We start from the raw sequence: 26,634 nt of genomic DNA, 5'->3' as shown, positions 1-26,634 counted from the left end.
TTTCAGGGCAAACGCGATCTGTTCTTCGGTATAACGGGTCTTTTTCATATCAGATGACCTCTTTTTTCAGGAGAAGAAAGGCCGAAAACTCTACTTTACGCCGGTACTGAACAAAGGGAAGAGATCACTCGCCAGCACAGAGAAGCTGTTTCTTCTTTACGAGCACCAAGAAGAACCGTCAACAGTAGGTAATCACAACCCAAACGGTTAAAGCTTCTCTTGTTGTGTAGTGCAGTCAGAAATCTACCTAAGCTGTCTTTTGGAGAAAGTGGGTTTCGAACACCTTTCGCTTTGTAGCTATCTTCAAGCTCAGAACGAGTCCTGAATTTTTTCTGTACCTTTAAAATACTAAAAGGGTTGTAGGATAGTGAAGGCTGCCGTTGCTGTGTCTGCGCATTCCCTGCTTCAATCTCGATTGCGTGTTTGACCGCAACGTTGGCCCACCTGAATGTCTGCTCCGCTGCTGTTCTGGCTCTTGAGGCAATTTCATCAAACTTACGAAGGATGTCATTACCAGTGAGATCCTTCACTCGTAAAGCTTCCCACTCTTTCAGACGATTTTCTGCTTTGTTCAGCACATTAAGTGTATTCGGCTTTGCTGGTTTAGACCTTCCAAGTAGGTGTTGACGGTATTGAGCGAACATTTCACTGATAGTGAGTTCTGAAGCTTCTGTTTCTCGCTTAATCCTATTAGGATTCCTCTTTGTTGCGATCATCGTCTGAACCAACTGTCGGGCTGCTTCACGAGCTTGATCGATACTCGGAAAATCAGAAACATTCCCAACTTTTACTTTAAGCACAGAACTTGGTTTCTTACCTTCACTCACACTACGATCACCAGAAGATACTCTTCGCTGGATTACATAGGTTTTTTTCGTCAAACTAACCTTCACACCAAAGCCAACTGGTGAGTCGCGGTGGTCATCAAAAACTATGTAAGGTTTATGCTCTGGGTTTGCTTCGAAAACGACTTTTCCCGCATGGTTAAGGGTGGGCTTCACACCAATGCTTAACTTATTGATAATAAAAGCCTGACTGAGAGTTGTTTTCAAAGTATCACCACTATTTGTAGCCCAAGAATGATTAGAAGGTAACCTATCACATTCTAGGCTACAAGTGAGCTACAAATTTATGGGTTTATGTGGGTTTAAAGGGAATTTACCTGGGGCCACATGAGCACCTGAAAGAATAAAAAATGAGTAAAATCAATATGAATGAAAACACTGACAAGGACTTCTCTAGCCACACACCCATGATGCAGCAGTACCTGCGCCTCAAGGCCCAGCATCCTGAAATCCTGCTGTTCTACCGCATGGGCGACTTCTACGAGCTGTTTTACGACGACGCCAAGCGCGCTTCACAACTGCTGGATATCTCGCTGACCAAACGCGGTGCCTCGGCGGGTGAACCGATCCCGATGGCCGGCGTGCCGCACCACGCGGTGGAGAACTACCTGGCCAAGCTGGTGCAGCTCGGCGAGTCCGTCGCCATCTGCGAGCAGATCGGCGATCCGGCCACCAGCAAAGGGCCGGTCGAACGCAAGGTGGTGCGTATCGTCACCCCCGGCACCATCACCGACGAAGCGCTGCTGCAAGAGCGCCAGGACAACCTGCTGGCGGCGATCTGGCAGGACGCGCGCGGCTTCGGCTACGCCACGCTGGACGTCAGCTCCGGCCGCTTCCGCGTCGCCGAGCCGCAGGATCCGGAAACCATGGCCGCCGAGCTGCAGCGCACCAATCCGGCCGAGCTGCTCTACCCGGAAACCTTCGAACAAATGGCGCTGATCGAACAGCGCCACGGCCTGCGCCGCCGCCCGCTGTGGGAATTCGAGCTGGAGACCGCGCGTCAGCAGCTCAACCTGCAATTCGGTACCCGCGACTTGACCGGTTTCGGCGTCGAACAGGCGCACCAGGCGCTGCGCGCCGCCGGCTGTCTGCTGCAGTACGTCAAAGATACCCAGCGCACGTCGCTGCCGCACATTCGCGGCATCACCATGGAGCGCCAGCAGGACGGCATCATCATGGACGCCGCCACCCGCCGCAACCTGGAGCTGACGCAGAGCCTGTCCGGCGGCAGCGACAACACGCTGGCGGCGATCCTCGATCGCACGGTCACGCCGATGGGCAGCCGCATGCTGAAACGCTGGCTGCACATGCCAACCCGCGATATCAAGGTTCTCACCGCCCGCCAACAGGCGATCGGCGCATTGCAGGCGCTGTTCACCGATCTGCAGCCTTCGCTGCGCCAGGTGGGCGATCAAGAGCGAATTTTGGCGCGCCTGGCGCTGCGCACCGCGCGGCCGCGCGATCTGGCGCGTATGCGCCATGCTTTCCAGCAGTTGCCGGACATCCGCGCGTTGCTGCAAGACGTGGATACCCCGCACGTGCAGCAGCTGCTGTCGCAGGTGGGCCAGTTCGACGAGCTGCGCGAGCTGTTGGAACGCGCGGTGATTGAATCGCCGCCGGTGCTGGTGCGCGACGGCGGCGTCATCGCCCCCGGTTACAACAGCGAGCTGGACGAATGGCGCGCGCTGGCCGACGGCGCCAGCGACTACCTCGATCGATTGGAGATCCGCGAGCGTGAAAAGCTGGGGCTGGACACGCTCAAGGTCGGTTTCAACGGCGTACACGGCTACTACATTCAGGTCAGCCGCGGCCAAAGCCACCTGGTGCCGATCCACTATGTGCGCCGTCAGACGCTGAAAAACGCCGAGCGCTACATCATCCCGGAATTGAAAGAGTACGAAGACAAGGTGCTCACCTCCAAGGGAAAGGCGCTGGCGATCGAGAAAAGCCTGTATGACGAGCTGTTCGATCTGCTGTTGCCGCACCTGGCTGAACTGCAGCAAAGCGCTGCCGCACTGGCCGAGCTGGACGTGCTGGCCAACCTGGCCGAGCGCGCCGATACCCTGAACTACGCTTGCCCAACCATGAGCGAGCAACCGGGGATCCGCATTACCGAAGGCCGCCACCCGGTGGTGGAGCAGGTGCTGAGCGAGCCGTTTATCTCCAACCCGCTCACCCTGTCGCCACAGCGCCGCATGCTGATCATTACCGGCCCAAACATGGGCGGGAAAAGTACCTATATGCGGCAAACGGCGCTGATCGTGCTGATGGCGCACATCGGCAGCTACGTACCGGCCGCCAAGGCGACCATCGGCCCGGTGGATCGTATCTTCACCCGCGTCGGCGCGGCGGACGATCTGGCTTCCGGCCGCTCCACCTTCATGGTAGAGATGACCGAAACCGCCAATATTCTGCACAACGCCACCGAGCACAGCCTGGTGTTGATGGATGAAATCGGCCGCGGCACCTCCACCTACGACGGCCTGTCGCTGGCCTGGGCCTGCGCCGAGAACCTGGCCAACCGCATCAAGGCGATGACGCTGTTCGCCACCCACTACTTCGAACTGACGACCCTGCCGGAGAAAATGGAAGGCGTGGTCAACGTGCATCTGGACGCGCTCGAACATGGCGACACCATCGCCTTCATGCACAGCGTGCAGGACGGTGCCGCCAGCAAAAGCTATGGCCTGGCGGTCGCCGCGCTGGCCGGCGTGCCGCGCGACGTCATCAAGCGCGCCCGCCAGAAGCTGCGCGAGCTGGAGTCACTCTCCAGCCACACCGCTTCGGGCAGCGTCGATGCCACCCAGATGACGCTGCTGCAGGAAGAGGCTTCGCCGGCGGTAGAAGCCCTGGAGGCACTGGATCCGGATTCCCTGTCGCCGCGCCAGGCGCTGGAATGGATCTACCGGCTGAAAAATATGGTGTAACCGGGTACCGGAAGCGGGCATAAAAAAACGGTGAGCATCATGCTCACCGTTTTTATTTGATGCGGTTAACAACCGGCGTTATTCGCGGAACAGCGCCTCAATGCTCAGGCCCTGCATCTGCAGAATTTCACGCAGGCGGCGCAGACCTTCAACCTGAATCTGACGGACGCGCTCGCGCGTCAGGCCAATCTCCCGGCCCACGTCTTCCAGCGTCGCCGCTTCATAGCCCAGCAGGCCGAAACGACGCGCCAACACTTCACGCTGTTTGGCGTTCAGCTCGAACAGCCATTTGACGATGCTTTGCTTCATATCGTCATCTTGCGTGGTGTCTTCAGGCCCGTTGTCCTTTTCGTCGGCCAGAATGTCCAGCAGCGCTTTCTCCGAATCCCCGCCCAGCGGCGTATCCACCGAGGTGATGCGCTCATTCAGGCGCAACATGCGGCTGACGTCATCCACCGGCTTGTCGAGTTGCTCGGCAATCTCTTCAGCGCTCGGTTCATGATCCAGTTTATGGGAAAGCTCGCGCGCGGTGCGCAGATAGACATTCAGTTCTTTGACGATATGGATAGGCAAACGAATGGTACGGGTTTGATTCATGATCGCCCGTTCAATCGTCTGACGGATCCACCAGGTTGCGTAAGTGGAGAAGCGGAAGCCGCGTTCCGGGTCGAATTTTTCCACTGCGCGAATCAGACCGAGGTTACCCTCTTCGATCAGATCCAACAGCGCCAGACCGCGGTTGCTGTAGCGGCGGGCGATTTTCACCACCAGCCGCAGGTTGCTTTCAATCATACGGCGGCGGGACGGCACGTCACCGCGCAGAGCACGCCGCGCAAAATAGACTTCTTCCTCTGCGGTCAGCAGAGGTGAATAACCGATCTCACCCAGATAGAGCTGCGTCGCATCCAATACGCGTTGCGTAACGCCTTGAGACAACAGCTCTTCTTCCGCTAAATCGTTCTCGCTGGCCTCTTCTTCTACCAGCGCTTTTTCATCAAACGACTCGGCCTCAGCTCCATTCTCGTCGAAATCCGCATCATCATGTAACTCGTTAACTTTCAGCGTATTTTGGCTCATATGCTGCTCCTACCCGTGATACCGCGAGCAGAATCTCAGCGTATTCTGCCCAATCTATCGCTGCGGAAGATAACGCAGCGGGTTTACGGATTTCCCCTTGTAACGAATTTCAAAATGCAAACGTACTGAACTGGTACCGGTGCTACCCATAGTGGCTATTTTTTGACCCGCCTTCACTTCTTGTTGTTCCCGGACCAGCATTGTGTCGTTATGAGCGTAGGCGCTCAGGTAATCATCATTGTGTTTGATGATGATTAGATTACCGTAACCCCGTAAAGCGTTGCCGGCATACACTACGCGGCCATCGGCGGTAGCGAAGATAGGCTGCCCACGGGAACCGGCGATATCGACGCCCTTATTCCCACCTTCTGATGAGGAAAAGTTATCAATAATCTTACCGTCAGTCGGCCATCTCCAGGTACTGACCGGAGAACTGTTGCTGACGGTGCTGCTCACGGGTGGAGCGGCTTCCGGTGCGGTAACAGGCGCAGCTGCGGTCCCAACCGCTGCGGCACCTGCTGCAGGTAACATCTTACCTACATTCTGTTTACCCGAGTTTTCAGAATACGCGTTAGTTGATTGAGAATCAACCGTTGCCGTCTGGATCTGGGAGCTGGAAGGTGGCTTCGGAACGCCGCCTTTGGTCGCGTCTGTCGTCGCCAGCATACCGCCGCCGCCGTTGGCAGAACCATTACCAAGCTGAATGGTTTGGCCAACATTCAGGCTGTATGGCTCGGGAATATTATTGCGCTGCGCCAGGTCGCGGAAATCGTTGCCGGTGATCCAGGCAATGTAAAACAGGGTGTCGCCGCGCTTGACCGTATAGGTATCGCCGCCGCTGTAGCTCCCTTTAGGGATGGCGTTATAGCTGCGGTTATAGACAATGCGGCCCTCTGGGCCAACCTGCTGCGCGCCGCCATTATTATTGCCGGATGGAACGGCGCCGCCGCCGCCCACGCTGCTGATAGGGGCCGACGTCGAGGCATTGTTCGTACACCCCGCCAACCACAAACTTACCATCGTACACACCGCTACCCGGCGTAATGTAATCATTGGGCTTCCCGTGCTCATGCTTCCCCCATGACAGCAATATCAGTGATATATCCAAAATACCCTTTACATCGTAGCCGAGCTTTTGCCACTTCCCAGTTTCTGCGATGCAAAGGCGCCGCCGGCCGATCCCTGAACGCCAGGTCGTCTCGCGCCGGAGCATCAAAACGCGCGCCAATGCTAACCACATTGGCGTTGCCGCACCATAAGACAACTACGTAGAAAGGCCAATTCTAGTGAAAATTAACCTGATTGGAACGAGAAAACCTTATCCGGACGTGATGAAAGTGCAACAGATTTTGCAGACGGTCGAAAAATCAGACAATCGCTAGGCCAGTTCGCCTTTCACCAGCGGCACAAAACGCACCGCCTCCACCGAGTCGACGGCAAAGTCGTTGCCATGGCGCTGAATGCGTTTGAGGGTTTGGGCCTGCTCGCCCACCGGCAACACCAGAATGCCGCCATCGTCCAACTGTTCCACCAGCGCCTGCGGGATCTCCGGCGGGGCGGCGGTGACGATGATCGCATCGAACGGGCCGCGCGACGCCCACCCCTGCCAGCCGTCGCCGTGGCGGGTGGAGACATTGTGAAGATCGAGCTGCTTCAGGCGGCGCTTGGCCTGCCACTGCAGCCCCTTGATGCGCTCGACGGAGCAAACGTGTTGCACCAGATGCGCCAGGATAGCGGTTTGATAACCGGAACCGGTGCCGATCTCCAGCACCCGAGAGGTGGGCGTCAGGTTCAGCAGCTCGGTCATGCGCGCCACCATATAAGGTTGAGAAATAGTCTGCCCGGAGCCGATCGGCAGCGCGGTATTTTCGTAAGCCTTGTGAGCCAGCGCCTCGTCGACAAAACGCTCGCGCGGCACCGCCTCTATCGCCCGCAGCAGCTTTTCGTCCCGGATCCCCTGCTGCCGCAGCTGCGTCAGCAATGTTTGCATGCGCTTGTTCACCATTCCCCGCTAACCTCTGCCTTGGTTAACCATGTTTTCACGACTTCCTGCGCCGCGTAGGCGGTCAAATCCACCTGCAGCGGCGTGATCGCCACATAGCCTTGTTCCACCGCCGCAAAGTCGGTATCCGGCCCGGCATCAAATTTATCACCAGGCGGCCCGATCCAGTAGAGATTTTGTCCACGCGGATCCTGCTGGCAGAAGACCTTATCGGCGGGATGGCGGCTGCCGCAGCGGGTGACGCGCAGGCCTTTGACCTCCGCCAGCGGCAGATCCGGCACGTTGATATTCAGGATTTTTCCGGTACGCAACGGCTCACGCTGCAGCGCACGCAGGATGCGGCAGGTAATGGCGGCGGCGGTCGCGTAATGCTGATGGCCGTTCAACGACACCGCCAGCGCAGGCAGCCCCAGGTGCCGCCCCTCCATCGCCGCCGCGACGGTGCCGGAATAGATGACGTCGTCGCCCAAATTCGGCCCGGCGTTGATGCCGGAGACCACGATATCCGGCGCCGGACGCATCAAAGCGTTCACGCCAAGATAGACACAGTCGGTCGGCGTCCCCTGCAGCACCGCAATGTCGCCGTTGGCCAGCGTCTGCGTGCGCAGCGGCGATTCCAGCGTCAGGGCATTGGAAGAGCCGCTGCGGTTGCGATCCGGCGCCACCACCTGCACTTCGGCGAATTCCCGCAGCGCCGCCGCCAGCACCTGAATGCCCGGGGCGCTGACGCCGTCATCGTTACTCAACAATATCCGCATTGTAAACTCAACCTCTTGTTGTCATAACAAGCAAACTTAAAACCGCACTCTTGTTATCCGGTAGGCTCCGGCTGCGGATTCATTGGATCACCCTGGTTCACTTTGCCCCGAATTATAACCGAACTTGATTGTGTTACTAGCGCATCGAACTTCATGCCGGCGCCATCCGAACTCACCGTAGAAACGGCGTCCGTAGCCCAGCGGCGGTAATGCATTTACCCCCCCACGACATGCGGGGAACCCTGTCGCGCCCAAGACGGCCCATAAAGAATAAATTTAATTTAAATAATAACCAAACAAAACAAAACCCAAACAACTTTCTTAGCGGGCTTGCTGCTTCCCATCTATATTTTATTGGCTTGAGCTTTAAATACTTAAACTCATTATTCACAGAGGGGAAAAACCATTATGACCACTTTATCGATGGCGAATTATCCGATTGAACTAACACCGGAAACAGACAACCTATCGTTCACCAACATCAACAATACCAATGTAATTATCTCTCCAACCTCAGACTTAACGATTTCCAAAGCCCATATCAAGATAGGCAGTGGTTTTAATATGCTGAGCTGGGCCGGCAATTCGACCAACGGCGGGCCAAACATTGTCAGCGCCAATTTCCGCGCCAATGGCAGCGCCGAATTCGGCACAAATAACACGACGATTCTGTCCGCCAACTTCATCACTAAAGATATCCTGATCGCGACCGCCGCCAACGGCACGAAATCCGCGGTCATCAACAGCAACATCGGCAACTTCGACCAATTCAGCTACCTCGATCTCGCCGGCTATGTCGGCACCGGCAGCATACAGCTTGACGGACAAACCGTAGCGACCGAGGGGGCCCATACCTTCGATGCCGGCGTTATCTTCGGCAACGCCATCATCAACAACGCCGCTTATGCTGGTGTCAGCAACATCGAGCAATCGCCCTACTTCCCCAGCGCGCCGCTCGCTTTTTCCCTCAGCGGATTTGCAGACAACGTCCATTTAATTAACGCCAATGCCTCTTACTCGGCTGGGCAATATATTCCCACCACCATCCGTATATTTGATGACGCAACGGCCGCCAGTAAATTACATGTCGAACTGGCAAAAGTTCAGGGCAAAAATGTCACGACCGATTTGAATATTGATATTGGCAAAGAGTTTAATCCTTATACCGATACGCCCCCCGCCTATAGCAACCAGAAAATCAACGGCGGCACCTTCGCCGTTACCAGCCATTACACCAACAACCCGGTGAAAGAAATATTAAATATCACCGCCAACTTTACCCATTCTGAATTAACGTTATCCGGCGGAAGCAATCACATCACAGATATCAGCCTCAACGGCTTTGCCCTGGGCGGTGCGAATAATTATGTGCTGAAGCTCAATGTCAAAGCGGGCTTTACCGATTCGCTGGCCCGCATCTACGTAGGTGAGTTGAGCAACCCCAACGGCAATCTCGCGCCAATCAGCGTGGACATTCGCAGCGAGATTGGCGGCACCGGCGGCGGCGACTTCTCTAATACGCTGGGTAGCCTGCAAAACAGCGGGCAATTCAGCGCCATCATCAACACGCTGGCCGGCAAGCAATTGGTGGTAGAAGGCGCTTCGCAAGACGACAGCTTCAGCGTCATCGGCAACACCACCATCACCGGACACGGCTCGGGTTCCCACGGCGACACGATTAATTTCGCCCACAGCACCATTTCCAGCCAGGTCAAAATCACCGACTATCATGCGGCCAACGACCGGATCAATGCAGGCGACGCCACACAGCCATGGGCGTTCTCAGCGGCCGGCAGCAAATCGCTGGTTTCCTATGGCGACTACGGCAGTGCGAGCAATGTGAATGCCCTGTTCTCCACGTTGGGCGGCGCTGCCGATGCGCAATCCCTGTTCAGCGCAGCGCTCAGTAAAGCCACCGGCGGCGCCAGCGAACATGCGCTGGCGGAAGTCGGTGCCATAAAGTTGGGCAATGCGCTGTATATCATCATCGACAGCAATGGCAACCACGGCTTTGACAACCAGGATATCGTCTTCTCGTTAGGTAACCGCGATCTGCAACAAACGGTGGCGGACATGCACTACAATTCGCCGTCTATCACGCTGAGCGGCATGGCGGCCCCGCAGTGGGAAGCGCTGGCATAAAAACGCAAAAGCCCCGGCCTGGTTGGCCGGGGCTTTGCGGGCCCGTCAAAACCTAAACGGCCATTCTCCGTTACTCGCTGATATCCGCATCACTGTCATCGGGCAGCATGATCTCGCGAACCACGCTGGTGGCGAAGCTGCCTGCCGGCAGCCAGAAACGCAGCTCCACGGTAACCTCATCCCACCAGTTCCACTGCAAATTTTGCGGCTGCAACAGCAGGGCCCGACGAGCGGGTTCGACACGCTCGCGCTTTAAAAGCGCAAGCAATTCCGGCTGCTCCGCCAGACATTGTTGTTCAAATGCCAACGCATCGCCGGCGGTACCCGGCTCGCCGTCGCCCGGCAACGTCGCGGTGACAACCAGCTCACCGGCATCCAGGCGCTGTTGCAGCGTCCCCAGCTCATCGGCTTTGGCGACGAACCAGCTGCCGCGGCCGCTCAGCTGCAGGGCATCCCCCTCCAGCACGGTGCGCTGCAGGCCGTCGGCCAGGCGCCTGCTCGCGACCTGATTGAACAGCGCGCTGCGGCTGGCGGACAGGTAGAAACTGCGCTTGCTGCGCTCTTTGACGCGAATCTCATCATTCGCCCAGCGGCGCGCCATCACCAGGTTGTTGCCGCCGCGGCCGAAACGCTGGCTGCCGAAATAGTTCGGCACGCCCTGCGCGGCGATAGCCTGCAGGCGGCGTTCCACGTCCTGCCGGTCGGAAATCTGGCGCAGCACCAGCGTAAAGTGGTTGCCCTTCAGGTTGCCGATGCGCATTTTGCGCAGGTGGCGGGCAGACGAGAGCACCTCGCAGCCTTCCAGCGTAAACCGTGAGAAATCCGGCGTGTCCTTGCCCGGCATATGCAGGCAGAACCACTGTTCGGTCACCGCGTGGCGATCCTTCAAGCCGGCATAGCTGACGGAACGGGCGTGAATACCGGCGAAGCGCGCCAGATAGTCGGCCACGAACTGGGTATTGCAGCCGTTTTTACGGATGTTCACCAGCACGTGTTCGCCTTCGCCGTCCGGCGCAAAGCCCAGGTCTTCCACCACCACGAAATCTTCCGGATTGGCTTTCAACACCCCGGTGCTCTGCGGCCGGCCATGCAGCCAGGTCAGATTCGCCATATCCATGCGGTTATTCCTTGATCAGCAAGGCGACCGCTTCGCAGGCGATGCCCTCGCCGCGCCCGGTGAAGCCGAGCTGCTCGGTGGTGGTGGCCTTCACGTTGACGTCATCCATATGGCACTGCAGATCTTCCGCCAGGAAGACGCGCATCTGCGGGATGTGCGGCGCCATTTTCGGCGCCTGGGCGATAATGGTGATATCGAGGTTACCGAGGCGGTACCCTTTGGCGCGAATGCGTTTCCAGGCTTCGCGCAGCAGCTCGCGGCTGTCGGCGCCCTTGAATGCCGGATCGGTATCGGGGAACAGCTTGCCGATGTCGCCCAGCGCCGCCGCGCCCAACAGGGCGTCGGTCGCGGCATGCAGCGCGACGTCGCCGTCGGAGTGGGCCAGCAAACCTTTGTCGTAAGGGATGCGAACGCCACCGATCACCAACGGGCCTTCGCCGCCGAATTTATGTACGTCAAAACCGTGACCGATACGCATGTTGCGCTCCTTAATTGTCTAACTGAGTCAAATAGAACGCCGCCAGCGCCAAATCCTCCGGCCGCGTTACTTTAATGTTGTCCGCCCGGCCGGCGATCAGCTGCGGATGGTAACCGCAATGCTCCAGCGCCGAGGCTTCGTCGGTGACGTTCGCGCCTTCATCCAGCGCGCGCTGCAGGCATTGCCTGAGCAGCGGCAGCGGAAACAGCTGCGGCGTCAGCGCGTGCCACAGATCCTGGCGCTCGACGGTGTGGGCGATGGTTTCGCGGCCGGGTTCGGCGCGTTTCATGGTGTCGCGCACCGGCGCGGCGAGAATACCGCCGACCTTGCTGTGTGCAGTGATCGCCAGCAGGCGCTCGAGATCGTCGGCGTGCAGGCAGGGGCGCGCAGCGTCGTGCACCAGCACCCAGTCCGCATCGCCCGCCAGCTTCAGCCCGGCCATCACCGAATCGGCGCGCTGCCTGCCGCCCTCGGTGACGATCACCCGCGGATCCTGGGCGATCGGCAGCTGTTCGAATTGGCGATCTTCGGGGCCGATCGCCACGATCACCCGCTCGATGCGCGGGTGGCGCAACAGGGCGTGGATGGCGTGCTCGACGATGCTGTGCCGGCCGATGGTTAAATATTGCTTCGGACATTCCGCCTGCATGCGGCTGCCGATACCGGCAGCGGGCAAGACGGCAATCACCGAGGGAAAGGTGCCTGCGGAGTGATTCATGCGTTATTTTTGTGCGTTGTTTTGCGAGGAAGACGCCGCGTTGCGTCTGGATTGGTCAGGAACCAGACGATAGAAAGTCTCACCGGGCTTAATCATGCCCAGCTCATTACGCGCTCGCTCTTCGATCGCTTCCTGACCGCCGTTCAAATCATCGATTTCGGCAAACAGCTGATCGTTACGCGCTTTCAACTTAGCGTTACTGCCCTGTTGGACCGCAACGTCTTCATTGACCCGCACGTAATCGTGAATACCATTTTTGCCCAGCCACAGTGAATACTGTAACCAACCGAGCAATGCCAGCAATAGCAGCGTAAGTTTTCCCATCTCCGCCCCCTGAAAAACCGACCAATCATCCCACAACTTTTCATTGGACTCCACACTGAGAGCGGCATTTCAACGCCAAATTCAGAATACGGATGAAGGATTCCCGAGTTTATCGGCTGAATCCGCGGCGAAAGCGGCAAAAAAAGCCCCTTTTACCCAGCGCGCACGACGCGTTCTCCGATGAGGCACACACTGCCCTTCCCTCATTATGCAGCAAGAACCACTGCACTGCTGCCGCTACCCCGTCGCTTGCACCATAACAGCGAAAAAAATGAATATTTAACGCCATAGAAAGAATAATCATCATGCAGCGGTTGCACTTTCATTCATTGAAGCTTATTTTTATGCACTAACAGTGCATAAATAATTCCAATATATAACCTTTCATTATCGGGGATCGCGATGTTAAAACGTTTAGTTCTGATCGGCGCCTGCCTGGCCGCCACCTTCTCCACCGCCGCGTTGGCGGCTGAACCTACCTACGTCGTCGGCTCCGGCGGCACCTATCGGCCGTTCGAATTTGAAAACAGCCAAAAACAGCTGGAAGGTTTCGACATCGACATCATCAAAGCGGTGGCCAAGGCCGAAGGCTTCCAAATCAAACTGATCAATACGCCATGGGAAGGGATCTTCGCCACGTTGAATTCCGGCGATCGCGATATCATCATTTCCGGCATCACCATCACCGACAAACGCAAGCAAATGGTTGATTTCTCGGCGCCTTACTTCCCGGCGGAGCAAGCCATCGTGGTGCCGCAAGACTCGACGGTAGACTCCATCGCCGCGCTGAAAGCGCTGAAGGTCGGCGTGGTGAACTCCAGCACCGGCGACATCGTGGTGTCCGATGTGCTGGGCAAAAACAGCACCGCCATCAAGCGCTTCGACAATACTCCGTTGATGCTGCAGGAGCTGTATGAAGACGGCATCGGTGCGGCGGTCGGCGACGTCGGCGTGGCCAAGTTCTATATCAAGACCCATCCGGAGAAAGCCTTCAAACTGGTGTCCGACGCCAAGTTCGAGCGCCAGTATTTCGGCATCGCCGTCGCCAAAGGCAACGACGAGCTGCGTAACAAGATCAACGCCGGCCTGAAGAAGATCGTCGCCGACGGCACCTACGCCAAGATCTACCAAACCTGGTTCGACAGCAACGTGCCGACGCTGCCGGCGGAATAATGCCCTGTCGCCGGCGCCCGCCAGGCCGTCGGCGCACCACCGTTTCAGCCTACCAAGAAGGAATACCCTTTGAACTTCCGCTGGGAGATCATCCAGGAATACGCGCCGCTGTTTATGGAAGGCGCCTGGATGACCATCAAATGCACCATTATCTGCGTGCTGCTCGGCACCACCTGGGGATTGATTCTCGGGCTGGGCCGCTTGGCGCAGGCGCCGCACGGCATCTGGAAACCTGTCCTGCATTATGGCGTTCAGTGGCCGGTGCGCATTTACATCAGCGCCTTTCGCGGCACGCCGCTGTTCGTGCAGATCATGGTGGTGCACTTCGCGCTGGTGCCGCTGTTCATCAACCCGCGCGACGGCCTGTTGGTCACCAGCGGCCTGATGAGCGTCGATTTTGCCCGCGCGCTGCGCGCCGACTACGGTGCCTTTCTCTCCTGCGTGGTGGCGATCACGCTCAACGCCGGCGCCTATGTGTCGGAAATCTTCCGCGCCGGCATCCAGTCGATTGATCGCGGCCAGATGGAGGCTTCGCGTTCGCTGGGCATGAGCTACGGCAAGACCATGCGACAAGTTATCCTGCCGCAGGCCTTCCGCCGCATGCTGCCGCCGCTGGGCAACAATGCCATCGCCATCGTCAAGGATTCGTCGCTGGCCTCCGCCATCGGTCTGGCGGATCTGGCCTATGCCGCCCGCACCGTCTCCGGCGCCTACGCCACCTACTGGGAGCCCTACCTGACCATTTCGCTGGTCTATTGGGTCATCACCTTCCTGCTTTCGCTGCTGGTGCAACACATGGAAAAGAGGTTCGGTAAAAGTGATTCGCGTCCATAACCTGCAAAAACAGTTCGGCGAAAGCCACGTGCTGCGCGGCATTTCCTGCCGGATCGCCACCAACGAAGTGGTGTGCGTCATCGGCCCTTCCGGCTCAGGGAAGAGCACCTTCCTGCGCTGCATCAACGCGCTGGAAACGCTCTCCGGCGGCGAGATCGAGGTCAACGGCTTCGCCGTCCACGATCAAAAAACCGACCTGAACAAGATGCGTGAAAGCGTGGGCATGGTGTTCCAGCGCTTCAACCTGTTCCCGCACATGACGGTGCTCGAAAACATCATCATGGCGCCGGTCAGCGTGAAGAAACGGCCGCGTGCCGAAGCCATCGCGCAAGCCGAGCAGCTGCTGCACAAGGTCGGGCTGCTCGACAAGATAGACGCCTACCCCAACAGCCTGTCCGGTGGCCAGCAGCAGCGGGTGGCGATCGCCCGCGCGCTGGCGATGGAGCCGAAGATCATGCTGTTCGACGAACCCACCTCGGCGCTCGATCCGGAGCTGGTGGGCGAAGTGTTGACGGTGATGAAATCCCTGGCCCACGAAGGCATGACCATGGTGGTGGTGACGCATGAGATGGGCTTTGCCCGCGAGGTGGCTGACCGGGTGTTGTTTATCGATCAGGGGATCATTCAGGAGGAAGGTGCGCCGCAGCAGATCTTCAGCCATCCGGCCAATCCGCGCACACAGGCGTTTCTGAGCAAAGTTTTGTAACCTTCGGCACCGCTTTGCAATCCTTCGGGCGCCGGCATCGGCGCCCGCTCTCTCACCACCCGGTCAGGAAGCTGAATACCAGCCAGAACAGGCACAGCACGATAGCGCCGGTCAGCAGCAGCGTCAGGATCAGACGGCCGCGCAACAGCATGCTGAGGGTAATGCCGATCAGCACCGATAGCGGCATCAGCGCCAGGAAGAATGGCCAGGTATAGAGCAGGAAAAACAGCGTATTGGAGCCGTAAACCAGAAACGGCAACGCGAACGCCAGCCAGTAGAAAACAAAGCCGCTGACGCCGCCCAGGAAAGAATAAGAGGGCTCCTCTTTCTCCTGTTTCGGCTGCTTGGCGTCGATCAAGATAGGCGTGACATTTTGCATAGTGATCCCTGGTTATTCGGCTCGCTCTGCGGCGGCTTAGAGTAAAAAGCGCATGGCGCAAAACGCCACACGCTTTTTTTGAATTCAGGGTTTGATAATAGCCTGACCACGCAACACGTCTAACAATTGCGCAATCAAATTTGTTACCAATTGTTGGCCATCGAGGTGGATTTCCGGCCGCTGCGGCACCTGGTAAACCGCGTCGATACCGGTGAAATTGCGCAGCTCGCCGGCGCGCGCTTTTTTATACAATCCCTTCGGATCGCGCGCCTCGCAGATCGCCAACGGCGTGTCGACGAACACTTCGATAAAGCGATCGTCGCCGAGCATTTCGCGCACCATCTGCCGCTCGGCGCGGTGCGGCGAAATGAACGCGGTCAGCACCACCAACCCGGCATCCACCATCAGTTTGGCCACTTCCCCCACCCGGCGGATGTTCTCGCGCCGATCCTCGTCGGAGAAGCCGAGATCGCGGCACAGGCCGTGGCGCACGTTATCGCCGTCCAGCAGATAGGTGCTGACGCCGAGCCCATGCAGCGCCTGCTCCAGCGCGCCGGCGACGGTGGATTTGCCCGAGCCGGACAGCCCGGTAAACCACAGCACCACGCCGCGATGGCCGTTGCGCGCTTCGCGATCCGCGCGCGCCACCGCGTGCGGATGCCAAACCACGTTCTCATCGTCCGGCCCGGTCGCCCTCCGTTCAGCGGCCACGTTATCGGCCACCGAGCAGATCGCGTGCGCCCCAGTGCGGGAAGTGCTTGCGTACCAGCGCATTCAGCTCCAGCTCGAAGGCGCTGAACTCGCCGTGCGCCGCCGAGGCGGCCTGCAGCGCCTCACGCACCAGACCGGCGCCGACCGTGACGTTGCTCATGCGATCGATGAAGATCAGCCCGCCGGTGTCGTGATTGCTCTGATAGCTGTCCAGCACCAGCGGCTCGTCGAAGGTCAGCTCCACCAGACCGATGCCGTTGAGCGGCAACGTGTCTGCCGGGTGCTGCGCCAGCGTATTGATCTCCACCTGATGGCGGATGCTCTCCACGCGGGCGCGGGTCTTTTTACCGGCTATTTTGATGTCGTAGCTCTGGCCCGGCACCAGCGGCTGCTCGGCCATCCATACCACGTCCACCAGCGCGCTCTGCGCCGCCTGCAGGCTTTCGCCGGCGTCGACCAGCAGATCGCCGCGGCTGATGTCCACTTCATCGTTCAGCACCAGCGTAATCGCCTCGCCCGGCACCGCCTCTTGCAGATCGCCGTCGAAAGTGACGATGCGCGCCACGCTGGACTCCACGCCGGAAGGCAGCACCTTGACCCGTTGCCCCACCCGCACCACGCCGGCGGACAGCGTGCCGGCATAGCCGCGAAAATCGAGGTTCGGGCGGTTGACGTACTGCACCGGGAAGCGCAGCGGCTGGTTTTCTCGCTCGCTGACCACGTCGACGCTCTCCAGCACTTCCAGCAGCGTCGGGCCGCTGTACCACGGCATATGGGCGCTTTCGCTCGCCACGTTGTCGCCGTCCAGCGCCGACAGCGGCACGAATTTGATGTCCAGATCGCCTGGCAGCTGCTGGGCGAAGGTCAGGTAATCCTGTTTGAACTGCTCGAACACCGCTTCCTGGTAGCCCACCAGATCCATTTTGTTCACCGCCACCACCAGATGGCGAATGCCCAGCAGGGTTGCGATAAAACTGTGGCGACGAGTCTGGTCCAGCACCCCTTTACGTGCGTCGATCAACAGGATCGCCAGATCGCAGGTGGAGGCGCCGGTGGCCATGTTGCGGGTGTACTGCTCATGCCCCGGGGTATCGGCGATGATAAATTTGCGTTTTTCGGTCGAGAAATAGCGATAGGCCACGTCGATGGTGATGCCCTGCTCGCGCTCGGCCTGCAGGCCGTCCACCAGCAGCGCCAGATCGAGCTTCTCGCCCTGGGTGCCGATGCGTTTGCTGTCGCTGTGCAGCGTCGACAGCTGATCCTCGTATATCTGGCGGGTATCGTGCAGCAGGCGGCCGATCAGAGTGCTTTTGCCGTCATCGACGCTGCCGCAGGTCAGAAAGCGCAGCAGGCTCTTGTGCTGCTGCGCGTGCAGGTAGGATTCGACGCCGCCCTGGTCAGCGATTTGTTGTGCGATTGCGTTGTTCATCCGGCGGCTCCTTAGAAATACCCTTGACGCTTTTTCAGCTCCATCGAGCCGGACTGATCGCGGTCGATCATCCGCCCCTGGCGTTCGCTGGTGGTGGAGACCAGCATCTCTTCGATGATCTCCGGCAGGGTTTGCGCCTGCGAATCCACCGCGCCGGTCAGCGGCCAGCACCCCAGGGTGCGGAAACGCACCATGCGCTGGCTGATCACTTCGCCCGGCTGCAGATCGATGCGATCGTCGTCCACCATCATCAGCATGCCGTCGCGCTCCACCACCGGGCGCGGTTTTGCCAGGTACAGCGGCACGATGTCGATCTTTTCCAGGAAGATGTACTGCCAGATATCCAGCTCGGTCCAGTTCGACAACGGGAAGACGCGGATGCTCTCCCCTTTGTTGATCTGGCCGTTGTAGTTGTGCCACAGCTCCGGCCGCTGGTTTTTCGGATCCCAACGGTGGAAGCGATCGCGGAACGAATAGATGCGCTCTTTGGCGCGCGATTTCTCCTCGTCGCGCCGCGCACCGCCGAAGGCGGCGTCGAAACCGTACTTGTTCAACGCCTGCTTCAGCCCCTCGGTCTTCATGATGTCGGTATGCTTGGCGCTGCCGTGCACGAACGGGTTGATGCCCATCGCCACCCCTTCCGGGTTTTTATGCACCAGCAGCTCGAAGCCGTACTCTTTCGCGGTGCGATCGCGGAACTCGTACATTTCGCGGAACTTCCAGCCGGTATCGACGTGCAGCAGCGGGAACGGCAGCGTGCCGGGGAAGAACGCCTTGCGCGCCAGATGCAGCATCACGGAAGAGTCTTTGCCGATGGAATACAGCATCACCGGGTTGGCGAATTCAGCGGCGACTTCACGGATGATATGGATACTCTCCGCCTCCAATTGCCGCAAATGAGTGAGTCGTTTTTCGTCCATAACAGGTCCTTAAAAGCCTTGCCTATGCCAAATTCACGACGGCCGGGCGCGCGGCCCCTTCCGTCTGCGATTGATGCCCGAACCAGGCGATTTGATGGTGCAGTTCCACCACTTCGCCAATCACCAGCAGCGCCGGCAGCGGCGCCCGTTGGGCCAGATGTTCCAGTTGATCCAGCGTGCCGATCTGCACCTGCTGATCGGCGCGCGTGCCGCGGCTGATCACCGCCACCGGCGTATCGGCAGCCCGGCCGTGGGCGATCAGGCGTTGGCTGATGTCCGCCGCCTTCATGGTGCCCATGTAGATAGCCAGCGTCTGCCGCGCCCGGGCCAGATCGGCCCAGTCCAGGCCATCGCCGTCGAGGCGGCAGTGGCCGGTGATAAAGGTCACGCTCTGCGCGTGGTCACGGTGGGTCAGCGGAATGCCGGCGTAAGCGGTCGCCCCCGCGGCGGCCGTGACGCCCGGCACCACCTGGAACGGAATGCCGGCGGCAGCGGCGACCTGCAGCTCTTCGCCGCCCCGGCCAAAGATGAACGGGTCGCCGCCCTTGAGGCGCACCACGCGTTTGCCCTGCTGCGCCAGCTCCACCAACAGCCGGTTGGTCTCTTCCTGGATCACCGAGTGCGCGCCGGCGCGCTTGCCCACGCAGATGCGCTCGGCGTCGCGGCGCACCAGATCGAGGATCTCGCCGCTGACCAGATGGTCATACAGCACCACGTCCGCCTGCTGCATCACCTGCAGCCCGCGCAGGGTCAACAACCCCACGTCGCCCGGCCCGGCGCCCACCAGGGCTATCTCGCCCTGCGCGCCTTCATCGCCTGCGGCGAAACGGTGTAAATCCTGCTCCAGCTGCCGCTCCGCCTGCGCCGTCTGGCCGTTGGCCACCAGCGTGGCGAAACGGCCGCCGAAGGTTTTCTCCCAGAAACGGCGCCGCTCGCCGATCGAGGCCAGCCGCTGTTTGACCTGGCCGCGCCAGCGGCCCGCCACCTGCGCCATCTGCCCCAGACTGGCGGGCAGCAGCGCCTCCAGCTTTTCGCGCAGCAACCGCGCCAGCACCGGCGCCTGGCCGCTGGACGATACCGCCACCACCAGCGGCGAGCGATCGATGATCGACGGGAAGATAAACGAGCAGCGCGGCTGATCGTCCACCACGTTGGCCAACACCCGGCGTTTATCCGCTTCGGCGAACACCGCGGCGTTCAGCGCGTTGTCGTCCGTGGCGGCGATCGCCAGAAACACGTCGTCCAGCTGCTGCGGGTCAAAGGTTTTCCCCAGCCAGAGCAGTTGCCCTCGCTGACGTTGTTGTTCCAGTTCCGGTGAGAGCGACTGCGCAACTATCCGTATTTCAGCCCCGGCGCGTTGAAGCAGATCGACTTTGCGCGCAGCCACGTCACCGCCGCCAACGACCAGCACCGGACGTTGTTTCAGGTCGGCGAATATTGGTAGATAGTCCACAACAGCCTTTTCATATAACAGAAAGATAGTGTGACTATACGGGCTGAGATTTAGCCTCTGAAATGACGAAAAGGAATGATTAGTTCCTTTATGGAATATAGGCCGCAACGCCAGAGGCAAACGGTGATAACTGCGGCGGCGGTTTGCGCGCTCGCGCGAAAATTAAGAGACGGGGAAATTGTGTAATGCCGCCCGGCGTCTCATACTGGGTACCGCAGAAAAATGATCGGCAGCGCCGATAGCAAAGAAGGATTTTTCGGTATGTTTTCCCGTTGTTACCTGAAGACCAGCCTGCTGGCCCTCGCACTCGGCGGCGTCTTCAGCGTTTGTGCCGCACAGCCCGCAAAAGACGCGCCAATGGGCCGCTTCGCAGCCGAACAGACCCGCCACATCGCCACTTACTTCCCCGGCCGCATGGCGGGCAGCCCGGCCGAATTGCTCACCGCCGACTACCTGAAGCAGCAGTTCGCCAAGATGGGTTACCAAAGCGACATTCGCAGCGTCAACACGCGCTATCTCTACACCAGCAAAGACGGCAAGAAGAACTGGAATAACGTCACCGCCAGCTCGGTGATCGCCGCCCGCAACGGCGACAGCCCGAAACAGATAGTGATCGTCGCCCACTTCGACACCTACACGCCGCAGAGCGACGAAGATCTGGATAACAACCTCGGCGGCCTGACGCTGCAGGGCGTCGACGACAACGCCTCCGGCATCGGCGTGATGCTGGAACTGGCGGAGCGCCTGAAGAGCATCCCTACCGCCTACGGCCTGCGCTTCGTCGCCACCAGCGCCGAAGAGCTCGGCTCGCTGGGCGCACAGAACTACCTGCAACGCATGAGCGCGGAAGAGAAAAGCAACACCGTGCTGGTGATCAACCTCGACAGCCTGATCACCGGCGATCGTTTGTACTTCAACGCCGGGCGCCACACGCCGCCGCAGATGGCGAAACGCTCCCGCGATCGCGCTCTGGATATCGCCCACCGCTACGGCATCGCCGCCGCCACCAATCCGGGCAACGCACAGCATCCGCAGGGCACCGGTTGCTGCTCCGATCAAGAGGTATTCGACGCCGCAGGCATCCCGGTGCTGTCGGTGGAGGCCACCAACTGGTCGCTGGGCGACAAGGACGGCTACCAGCAGCGCGCCGTCAGCCCGCACTTCCCGCAGGGCATCACCTGGCACCGCCCGCAGTATGACAACCTGCAGTACCTGGATCGCTACCTGCCGGGGCGGATCGACAAACGCAGCCGCGACAGCGTGCAGATCCTGCTGCCGCTGATCAAAGAGCTGGCACAGGCGCACCCGCCGAAAGCACAGAAGAAAAAGTAGCCCGCAAAAAAACAGGGCCCAGCATTGCTGAGCCCTGTCGTGTGATTCGCCTCGTTTAGCCTTCGTGCAGGCCGCACTCGCGCTTCAAGCCGAAGAAACGCGTCTCTTCCTCGCTCATGCCCGGTTCCCACTTCTGGGTGGTGTGGGTATCGCCTACCGACAGGTAGCCCTGATCCCACAGCGGGTGATAGCTCAGCCCGTGTTCGGTCAGATACTGGTAAATCTTGCGGTTGTCCCAGTCGATGATCGGCAGGATCTTGAACACCCCGCGCTGCACCGCCAGCACCGGCAGATTGGCGCGGCTGCCGGACTGCTCGCGCCGCAGGCCGGCGAACCAGCTCTGTGCCCCCAGCGTCTCCAGCGCGCGGTTCATCGGCTCAACCTTGTTGATCTGGTTGTACTTTTCAATCCCTTCCACGCCCTGTTCCCACAGCTTGCCATAGCGCGCCTCTTGCCAGGCAGGCGACTGTTCGGCGCGGAACACCTGCAGATTCAGCTTCAGCTGGTCGGTCAGTTGATCGATAAAGCGGTAGGTTTCCGGGAACAGGTAACCGGTGTCGGTCAGGATCACCGGGATATCCGGCCGGATGCGCGTCACCAGGTGCAGGCACACCGCCGCCTGAATGCCGAAACTGGACGAGAGTACGAACTCGCCGGGCAGATGCTCCAGCGCCCATGCAACGCGCTGTTCGGCGCTGAGGGTCTCCAGTTGGCCGTTGACCACCGCCAATGCCAGCGCCTGCCCGGATTTGGGCAACGCGTTCAGCGCCGCCAGATCGAATTCAGCCATGTTGTCTCTCCTGCTACTTGAAATGACCTGTGCGGCCCCTCTGCCCAGGGGCCGCCCGGCCTCACTCCCAGAAATCTCGCGCCGGATCCAGCACCGGTTTGACGATGCCCGCGCGGATGGTGAAATCGCCGAAGCCTTCGCCGGCGTTGCGCTCCTTCGCCCAGCGCCCCACCAGCAGGTCGATCTCGCTCAGGATCTCGTCTTCGTTGATGTTTTCGCGGTACATGCGCGGAATGCGCGTGCCTTCGCGGTTGCCGCCCAAATGCAGGTTATAGCGGCCGACCGCCTTGCCCACCAGCCCCAGCTCCGCCAGCAGCGCGCGGCCGCAGCCGTTCGGGCAGCCGGTGATGCGCAGCACGATATGCTCGTCGCTCACCCCGTGCCGATGCATGATCCCTTCCACCTTGGTAACGAACTGCGGCAGGAAGCGCTCGGCCTCCGCCATCGCCAACGGGCAGGTCGGGAACGATACGCAGGCCATCGAGTTCTTGCGTTGCTCACTGATCTCGTCGTCGATCAGGCCATGATCGCGCGCCAGGGCTTCGATCTTTGCCTTCTCGCTTGCCGGCACGCCGGCGATGATCACGTTTTGGTTCGCCGTCAGACGGAAGTCGCCTTTATGGATCTTGGCGATCTCCGCCATGCCGGTCTTCAGCGGGCGCCCCGGATAGTCCAGCAGGCGGCCGTTCTCGATAAACAGCGTCAGGTGCCACTGATCGTCGATGCCCTTCACCCAACCGATGCGATCGCCGCGGCCGGTGAATTCATACGGCCGGATCGGCGCGAAGGTGATGCCGGCGCGCTTTTCCACTTCGGCGCGGAAAACCTCCACCCCGACGCGCTCCAGCGTGTATTTGGTTTTGGCATTCTTGCGATCGGTGCGGTTGCCCCAGTCGCGCTGCGTGGTCACCACGGCCTCCGCGACCGCCAGCGTATGTTCGAGCGGAATATAGCCGAACTCGCTGGCCTGGCGCGCATAGGTTTTCTTGTTGCCGTGCTCGATGGACAACCCGCCGCCCACCAGCAGGTTGAAGCCTACCAGCTTGCCGTTTTCGGCGATCGCCACGAAGTTCATGTCGTTGGCGTGCAGATCGACGTCGTTCTGCGGCGGGATCACCACCGTGGTTTTGAACTTGCGCGGCAGGTAGGTCGGCCCCAGAATCGGCTCTTCGTCGGTGGTGGCCACCTTCTCCTGATCCAGCCACACCTCGGCGTAGGCGCGGGTGCGCGGCAGCAGGTGTTCGGAGATCTTCTTCGCCCACTCGTAGGCTTCCTGATGCAGCTCGGACTCCACCGGGTTGGAGGTGCACAGCACGTTGCGGTTCACGTCGTTGGCGGTCGCCAGCGCGTCCAGCCCCAGGCGGTTCAGCAGCTGGTGCACCGGTTTGACGTTGCCTTTCAGAATGCCGTGAAACTGGAACGTCTGGCGGTTGGTGATGCGAATGCTGCCGTACAGCGTGCTCTCCTGCGCAAACTTGTCGATGCCCAGCCACTGCTGCGGGCTGATGATGCCGCCCGGCAGGCGGCAGCGCAGCATCATGGCGTGGCGCGGCTCCAGCTTCTGCTCGGCGCGTTCGGCGCGAATGTCGCGGTCATCCTGCTGATACATGCCGTGAAAACGGATCAGCAGGAAGTTGTCGCCGTTGAAGCCGCCGGTCAGGCCGTCGTTCAAATCTTCGGCGATGGTGCCGCGCAGGAAGTGGCTCTCCTTCTTCATGCGCTCCGCATCGGCCAGTTTGCCTTCGACTACCAAAGGCCCGGGGTGTTTATCACTCATCAGTAAACATCTCGCTGATAACGGCGCTCAAGGCGCAGCTCACTTAAAAATTCATCCGCCTGCTCGGTATCCATGCCACCGTGCTCGGCCACCAGTTCCAGTAATGTGTTTTCCACGTCTTTCGCCATGCGATTGGCATCGCCGCAGACGTAAATGTGCGCGCCTTCCTGAATCCAGCGCCACACTTCCGCGCCCTGTTCGCGCAGTTTGTCTTGTACGTATATTTTATGTTGTTGGTCGCGGGACCAGGCCAGATCGATGCGGGTCAGCAGGCCGTCTTTCACGTAGCGCTGCCATTCGACCTGATACAGGAAATCTTCGGTAAAGTGCGGGTTGCCGAAGAACAGCCAGTTCTTGCCGCCGGCGCCGTCGGCGTCGCGCTGCTGCATAAAGGCGCGGAACGGCGCGATGCCGGTGCCCGGGCCGATCATGATCACCGGCGCTTCCGGATTGGCCGGCAGGCGGAAGTTGTCGTTGTGTTCGATAAACACCCGCACGTCGCCGTCCTCCTCCAGGCGATCTGCCAGGAAGCCGGAGGCGCCGCCGCTGCGGGCGCGCCCGTCGATGTCGTAACGCACCACGCCCACGGTGATGTGCACTTCGCTTTCGTTCTCCGCCTGCGAAGAGGCGATGGAGTACAGGCGCGGCGTCAGCGGGCGCAGCAGGCCGACCAGCTGTTCGGCGCTCAGGTCCGCCGGCGCCTGACGCACCATGTCGACGATCGGCGTGTTGTGCGCGTACTGCTGCAGCGCGGCTTTATCCGCCAACAGGCCGATCAGCGTTTCATCGCGCGACAGCGCGGCGTATTTATCGACGATCGGCGTGGTGTTCTGCGTCAGCTCGAAATGGCTGCGCAGCGCCTGCGCCAGCGGCAGGGTTTGCCCTTCCACCTCGACCGGCTCGTCGCCTTTCAGCCACAACAGCTGCACCAGTTCGTCCACCAGCGCCGGATCGTTGTCGAACCATACGCCGAGCGCATCGCCCGGCTGATAGCGCAGGCCGGAGTCGCCCAGATCGATCTCGATATGGCGCACGTCTTTATCCGACGCGCGGCCGGTAATTTTCTGATTGACCGCCAGTTGGGCGGTGAGCGGCTGTTCCTTGCTGTACGGGCTGCTGTCGAGCAGATCGACCGCGCCGCTGGCCAACACGCCCGGCGCGGCGCTTTCCGCCGGCGCGCGCGCTTTCAGCACCGCCACCACCTGTTTGCGCCAGGCGGCGGCCAGTTCCTGGTATTCCACGTCGGCGTCCACGCGCTCCACCAGGCGCTCGGCGCCCAGTTCGGCCAGCTTGCCGTCGAAATCTTTACCGGACTGGCAGAAATTCTCATAAGAGGTGTCGCCCAGCCCGAACACCGCAAAAGCGGTATCATTCAGCTTCGGCGCCTTCTTCGAGAACAGGAACTTATGCAGCGCCACCGCTTCTTCCGCCGGTTCGCCCTCCCCCTGCGTGGAGGCGACAATCACCAGCAGCCGCTCTTGGGCTATCTGCTTGAACTTGTAGTCGCCGGCGCTGATCAGCGTGGCGCTCAGATTGGCGGCCAGCAGATCGTCGCGCAGCTGCTCCGCCAGGCGGCGCGCATTGCCGGTCTGCGAAGCGGAAATGAGGGTGATGCCGGCGGCAGCCGCAGGGGCGACAGGCGCACTGGCCACGGCTCCGGGCTGTTGATTGACCATGCCCCAAAAATAGCCGGACAGCCACGCCAGCTGCGTCGGCGAATAGTCGCCGATCGTCGCCTGCAGGCGTGCCAGCTGTTCGGGCGTCAGCGGGAGCAAAGAGGTTGGAGGAGCCTGAGTCGTCATTGCTGTAGTTATTTCCTATACTTAGCGCCTTTCCTGCCAGGCGCGCGCCAGTGTCAGTCGCTGTCTCTTCGCTGCGTCGGGTGTGCGGAAAAGATCAGGAGAGTTTGTAAGGTTACCGAGCAGAATAGCAACGATTAAATAAGGGATAGCAATAAATCATAACCAAAATGACTAAGCTGTTTTTCTGGTAAGGGATAACGCTTAAACCGTTAAACAAAGTTTTTTATCCAAATGAAATTAAAGCGCTTTTTTTCATCGTTTTTTCACCGTTCAACATTTCGGTTCATAACCCCAGCCGATAGGTGCCGCAAACACCAAACAAAAAAAGTGTTAACCGGGCGCGGTTGCCGCGGCGCTAGACCATAACGGTATAAATGGCAAGCAGACGCGCTTTCCGGTACTATGCGGCGGTTTTTGAGTCAATGAGGCCGTAATAATGGCAACCACGCTGTTTAAAGATTTTCAGTTTGAAGCCGCACACCGTTTGCCGCACGTGCCGGAGGGCCATAAATGCGGCCGCCTGCATGGGCATTCGTTTATGGTGCGTCTGGAAGTGACCGGTGAAGTGGACCCCCACACCGGTTGGGTGATGGATTTCGCCGAGCTCAAGGCTGTGTTTTCCCCGATCTGGGAGCGGTTGGATCACCATTATCTGAACGATATTCCAGGATTGGAAAATCCCACCAGCGAAGTGCTCGCCGCCTGGATTTGGCAGCAGCTCAAGCCCCAGTTGCCGGAACTGACTGCGGTGATGGTGAAAGAGACCTGTACTGCGGGATGCGTATATAAAGGTTAAAAGAAAGGGCGCCGCAATGAACTGCCCCCCATAAGTTGGACGATGTAAATTCAGGCGGCCTTCGTGGCCTGAGTTCGATACTCTACCGGACTCAGGCCTTTTAGTTTCTCTCTGAGGCGGTCATGGTTGTAGTAATCAATGTAG

At 59.6% G+C, this 26,634-nt stretch carries 24 protein-coding genes and 1 pseudogene; 7 read left to right on the top strand and 18 right to left on the bottom strand.

Annotation, left to right across the window (positions count from 1 at the left end; all coding sequences use genetic code 11):
* Nucleotides 1-128 precede the first annotated feature (128 nt).
* Nucleotides 129-1,052, bottom strand: a pseudogene (locus M6G53_RS23015) (integrase); the annotation flags it as partial.
* Between the two features lie 158 nt (nt 1,053-1,210).
* Here M6G53_RS23015 and mutS point away from each other — a divergent pair.
* Nucleotides 1,211-3,772, top strand: a complete 2,562-nt coding sequence (mutS, locus tag M6G53_RS23010) for a DNA mismatch repair protein MutS (RefSeq protein ID WP_253334727.1) — start codon at nt 1,211-1,213, stop codon at nt 3,770-3,772.
* 78 nt (nt 3,773-3,850) lie between these two features.
* Here the strand turns inward: mutS and rpoS are convergent, their stop codons facing one another.
* The 4 genes from rpoS to surE form a co-directional block, all read right to left on the bottom strand.
* Nucleotides 3,851-4,849, bottom strand: coding sequence for an RNA polymerase sigma factor RpoS (gene rpoS / locus M6G53_RS23005; protein WP_019455119.1), 999 nt, complete (start codon nt 4,847-4,849; stop codon nt 3,851-3,853).
* A gap of 54 nt (nt 4,850-4,903) precedes the next feature.
* The gene (nlpD, locus tag M6G53_RS23000; protein WP_253334725.1) at nt 4,904-5,902 is read right to left on the bottom strand and encodes a murein hydrolase activator NlpD; all 999 of its coding nucleotides are present in this window, start codon (nt 5,900-5,902) and stop codon (nt 4,904-4,906) included.
* Nucleotides 5,903-6,227: 325 nt separating this feature from the next.
* The gene (locus tag M6G53_RS22995) at nt 6,228-6,854 is read right to left on the bottom strand and encodes a protein-L-isoaspartate(D-aspartate) O-methyltransferase (RefSeq protein WP_253334723.1); all 627 of its coding nucleotides are present in this window, start codon (nt 6,852-6,854) and stop codon (nt 6,228-6,230) included.
* Nucleotides 6,848-7,609 carry a 5'/3'-nucleotidase SurE gene (surE, locus tag M6G53_RS22990; RefSeq protein ID WP_253334721.1) on the bottom strand — a complete coding sequence of 254 codons (762 nt, stop codon included), beginning with the start codon at nt 7,607-7,609 and terminating at the stop codon, nt 6,848-6,850. Before surE ends, M6G53_RS22995 begins: the two co-directional genes overlap by 7 nt.
* Nucleotides 7,610-8,017: 408 nt before the next feature.
* Between surE and M6G53_RS22985 the strand changes: the two genes are divergently transcribed.
* Nucleotides 8,018-9,751: a hypothetical protein gene (locus M6G53_RS22985; protein WP_253334719.1), complete on the top strand. Its 1,734-nt coding sequence runs from the start codon at nt 8,018-8,020 to the stop codon at nt 9,749-9,751.
* A 70-nt stretch (nt 9,752-9,821) separates the two neighbouring features.
* Here the strand turns inward: M6G53_RS22985 and truD are convergent, their stop codons facing one another.
* From truD to ftsB, 4 genes are read right to left on the bottom strand one after another with little or no spacing between them, the layout of a single operon-like run.
* Nucleotides 9,822-10,868, bottom strand: a complete 1,047-nt coding sequence (gene truD, locus M6G53_RS22980; RefSeq protein ID WP_253334717.1) for a tRNA pseudouridine(13) synthase TruD — start codon at nt 10,866-10,868, stop codon at nt 9,822-9,824.
* A 4-nt stretch (nt 10,869-10,872) separates the two neighbouring features.
* On the bottom strand, nt 10,873-11,346 hold the full coding sequence (gene ispF / locus M6G53_RS22975; protein ID WP_004932594.1) for a 2-C-methyl-D-erythritol 2,4-cyclodiphosphate synthase: 474 nt from the start codon (nt 11,344-11,346) through the stop codon (nt 10,873-10,875).
* Nucleotides 11,347-11,356: 10 nt separating this feature from the next.
* On the bottom strand, nt 11,357-12,064 hold the full coding sequence (gene ispD / locus M6G53_RS22970) for a 2-C-methyl-D-erythritol 4-phosphate cytidylyltransferase (protein ID WP_253334716.1): 708 nt from the start codon (nt 12,062-12,064) through the stop codon (nt 11,357-11,359).
* A gap of 3 nt (nt 12,065-12,067) precedes the next feature.
* Nucleotides 12,068-12,388 carry a cell division protein FtsB gene (gene ftsB, locus M6G53_RS22965; protein WP_021505314.1) on the bottom strand — a complete coding sequence of 107 codons (321 nt, stop codon included), beginning with the start codon at nt 12,386-12,388 and terminating at the stop codon, nt 12,068-12,070.
* Between the two features lie 402 nt (nt 12,389-12,790).
* Here ftsB and M6G53_RS22960 point away from each other — a divergent pair, with 402 nt between their 5' ends.
* From M6G53_RS22960 to M6G53_RS22950, 3 genes are all read left to right on the top strand, one after another.
* Nucleotides 12,791-13,561 (top strand): basic amino acid ABC transporter substrate-binding protein, encoded by a 771-nt coding sequence (locus tag M6G53_RS22960; RefSeq protein ID WP_033637160.1) that lies wholly within the window; start codon nt 12,791-12,793, stop codon nt 13,559-13,561.
* 114 nt (nt 13,562-13,675) lie between these two features.
* Nucleotides 13,676-14,395 (top strand): amino acid ABC transporter permease, encoded by a 720-nt coding sequence (locus tag M6G53_RS22955; RefSeq protein ID WP_253334729.1) that lies wholly within the window; start codon nt 13,676-13,678, stop codon nt 14,393-14,395.
* Nucleotides 14,379-15,101, top strand: a complete 723-nt coding sequence (locus tag M6G53_RS22950) for an amino acid ABC transporter ATP-binding protein (protein ID WP_253334715.1) — start codon at nt 14,379-14,381, stop codon at nt 15,099-15,101. The genes M6G53_RS22955 and M6G53_RS22950 overlap by 17 nt, the downstream gene beginning before the upstream one ends.
* Before the next feature lie 52 nt (nt 15,102-15,153).
* On the opposite strand, the gene M6G53_RS22945 is transcribed toward M6G53_RS22950, so the two are convergent.
* From M6G53_RS22945 to cysG, 5 genes are all read right to left on the bottom strand, one after another.
* A complete protein-coding gene (locus M6G53_RS22945) occupies nt 15,154-15,480 on the bottom strand; it encodes a DUF3561 family protein (protein ID WP_253334713.1) in 327 nt (108 codons plus the stop codon).
* Nucleotides 15,481-15,564: 84 nt separating this feature from the next.
* Entirely contained in the window at nt 15,565-16,254 is a 690-nt protein-coding gene (gene cysC / locus M6G53_RS22940) for an adenylyl-sulfate kinase (RefSeq protein WP_253334711.1), read from the bottom strand.
* The gene (cysN, locus tag M6G53_RS22935; RefSeq protein WP_253334709.1) at nt 16,193-17,620 is read right to left on the bottom strand and encodes a sulfate adenylyltransferase subunit CysN; all 1,428 of its coding nucleotides are present in this window, start codon (nt 17,618-17,620) and stop codon (nt 16,193-16,195) included. The genes cysC and cysN overlap by 62 nt, the downstream gene beginning before the upstream one ends.
* Before the next feature lie 11 nt (nt 17,621-17,631).
* The gene (gene cysD, locus M6G53_RS22930; RefSeq protein ID WP_004932620.1) at nt 17,632-18,540 is read right to left on the bottom strand and encodes a sulfate adenylyltransferase subunit CysD; all 909 of its coding nucleotides are present in this window, start codon (nt 18,538-18,540) and stop codon (nt 17,632-17,634) included.
* A 22-nt stretch (nt 18,541-18,562) separates the two neighbouring features.
* Entirely contained in the window at nt 18,563-19,993 is a 1,431-nt protein-coding gene (cysG, locus tag M6G53_RS22925) for a siroheme synthase CysG (protein WP_253334708.1), read from the bottom strand.
* A 261-nt stretch (nt 19,994-20,254) separates the two neighbouring features.
* Between cysG and M6G53_RS22920 the strand changes: the two genes are divergently transcribed.
* Nucleotides 20,255-21,325, top strand: a complete 1,071-nt coding sequence (locus tag M6G53_RS22920) for an aminopeptidase (RefSeq protein ID WP_253334706.1) — start codon at nt 20,255-20,257, stop codon at nt 21,323-21,325.
* Between the two features lie 55 nt (nt 21,326-21,380).
* Here the strand turns inward: M6G53_RS22920 and cysH are convergent, their stop codons facing one another.
* The 3 genes from cysH to cysJ all read right to left on the bottom strand — a co-directional run bounded on the left by cysH (nt 21,381) and on the right by cysJ (nt 25,694).
* Nucleotides 21,381-22,115, bottom strand: coding sequence for a phosphoadenosine phosphosulfate reductase (gene cysH, locus M6G53_RS22915; RefSeq protein WP_074055925.1), 735 nt, complete (start codon nt 22,113-22,115; stop codon nt 21,381-21,383).
* A 61-nt stretch (nt 22,116-22,176) separates the two neighbouring features.
* On the bottom strand, nt 22,177-23,892 hold the full coding sequence (cysI, locus tag M6G53_RS22910; RefSeq protein ID WP_253334704.1) for an assimilatory sulfite reductase (NADPH) hemoprotein subunit: 1,716 nt from the start codon (nt 23,890-23,892) through the stop codon (nt 22,177-22,179).
* A complete protein-coding gene (cysJ, locus tag M6G53_RS22905) occupies nt 23,892-25,694 on the bottom strand; it encodes an NADPH-dependent assimilatory sulfite reductase flavoprotein subunit (protein WP_253334702.1) in 1,803 nt (600 codons plus the stop codon). The genes cysI and cysJ overlap by 1 nt, the downstream gene beginning before the upstream one ends.
* A 436-nt stretch (nt 25,695-26,130) precedes the next feature.
* On the opposite strand from cysJ, the gene queD reads away from it, so the two are divergent.
* Nucleotides 26,131-26,490 (top strand): 6-carboxytetrahydropterin synthase QueD, encoded by a 360-nt coding sequence (gene queD / locus M6G53_RS22900; RefSeq protein WP_004932638.1) that lies wholly within the window; start codon nt 26,131-26,133, stop codon nt 26,488-26,490.
* A gap of 50 nt (nt 26,491-26,540) precedes the next feature.
* Here the strand turns inward: queD and M6G53_RS22895 are convergent.
* On the bottom strand, nt 26,541-26,634 hold a 94-nt coding region (locus tag M6G53_RS22895), incomplete at its 5' end, for an IS3 family transposase (protein WP_253333459.1).

It is taken from the genome of Serratia nevei (assembly GCF_024160145.1).
GTDB classification, from domain to species: domain Bacteria; phylum Pseudomonadota; class Gammaproteobacteria; order Enterobacterales; family Enterobacteriaceae; genus Serratia; species Serratia nevei_A.
This window is presented reverse-complemented; position numbering and strand designations above follow the sequence as displayed.

Coding starts and splice junctions, on each gene's coding strand:
- mutS (WP_253334727.1), top strand. CDS start 1,211: ATGAATGAAAACACTGACAAGGACTTCTCTAGCCACACACCCATGATG.
- rpoS (WP_019455119.1), bottom strand. CDS start 4,849: ATGAGCCAAAATACGCTGAAAGTTAACGAGTTACATGATGATGCGGAT.
- nlpD (WP_253334725.1), bottom strand. CDS start 5,902: ATGATTACATTACGCCGGGTAGCGGTGTGTACGATGGTAAGTTTGTGG.
- M6G53_RS22995 (WP_253334723.1), bottom strand. CDS start 6,854: ATGGTGAACAAGCGCATGCAAACATTGCTGACGCAGCTGCGGCAGCAG.
- surE (WP_253334721.1), bottom strand. CDS start 7,609: ATGCGGATATTGTTGAGTAACGATGACGGCGTCAGCGCCCCGGGCATT.
- M6G53_RS22985 (WP_253334719.1), top strand. CDS start 8,018: ATGACCACTTTATCGATGGCGAATTATCCGATTGAACTAACACCGGAA.
- truD (WP_253334717.1), bottom strand. CDS start 10,868: ATGGATATGGCGAATCTGACCTGGCTGCATGGCCGGCCGCAGAGCACC.
- ispF (WP_004932594.1), bottom strand. CDS start 11,346: ATGCGTATCGGTCACGGTTTTGACGTACATAAATTCGGCGGCGAAGGC.
- ispD (WP_253334716.1), bottom strand. CDS start 12,064: ATGAATCACTCCGCAGGCACCTTTCCCTCGGTGATTGCCGTCTTGCCC.
- ftsB (WP_021505314.1), bottom strand. CDS start 12,388: ATGGGAAAACTTACGCTGCTATTGCTGGCATTGCTCGGTTGGTTACAG.
- M6G53_RS22960 (WP_033637160.1), top strand. CDS start 12,791: ATGTTAAAACGTTTAGTTCTGATCGGCGCCTGCCTGGCCGCCACCTTC.
- M6G53_RS22955 (WP_253334729.1), top strand. CDS start 13,676: ATGGAAGGCGCCTGGATGACCATCAAATGCACCATTATCTGCGTGCTG.
- M6G53_RS22945 (WP_253334713.1), bottom strand. CDS start 15,480: ATGCAAAATGTCACGCCTATCTTGATCGACGCCAAGCAGCCGAAACAG.
- cysC (WP_253334711.1), bottom strand. CDS start 16,254: ATGCGCTGGTACGCAAGCACTTCCCGCACTGGGGCGCACGCGATCTGC.
- cysN (WP_253334709.1), bottom strand. CDS start 17,620: ATGAACAACGCAATCGCACAACAAATCGCTGACCAGGGCGGCGTCGAA.
- cysD (WP_004932620.1), bottom strand. CDS start 18,540: ATGGACGAAAAACGACTCACTCATTTGCGGCAATTGGAGGCGGAGAGT.
- M6G53_RS22920 (WP_253334706.1), top strand. CDS start 20,255: ATGTTTTCCCGTTGTTACCTGAAGACCAGCCTGCTGGCCCTCGCACTC.
- cysH (WP_074055925.1), bottom strand. CDS start 22,115: ATGGCTGAATTCGATCTGGCGGCGCTGAACGCGTTGCCCAAATCCGGG.
- cysI (WP_253334704.1), bottom strand. CDS start 23,892: ATGAGTGATAAACACCCCGGGCCTTTGGTAGTCGAAGGCAAACTGGCC.
- cysJ (WP_253334702.1), bottom strand. CDS start 25,694: ATGACGACTCAGGCTCCTCCAACCTCTTTGCTCCCGCTGACGCCCGAA.
- queD (WP_004932638.1), top strand. CDS start 26,131: ATGGCAACCACGCTGTTTAAAGATTTTCAGTTTGAAGCCGCACACCGT.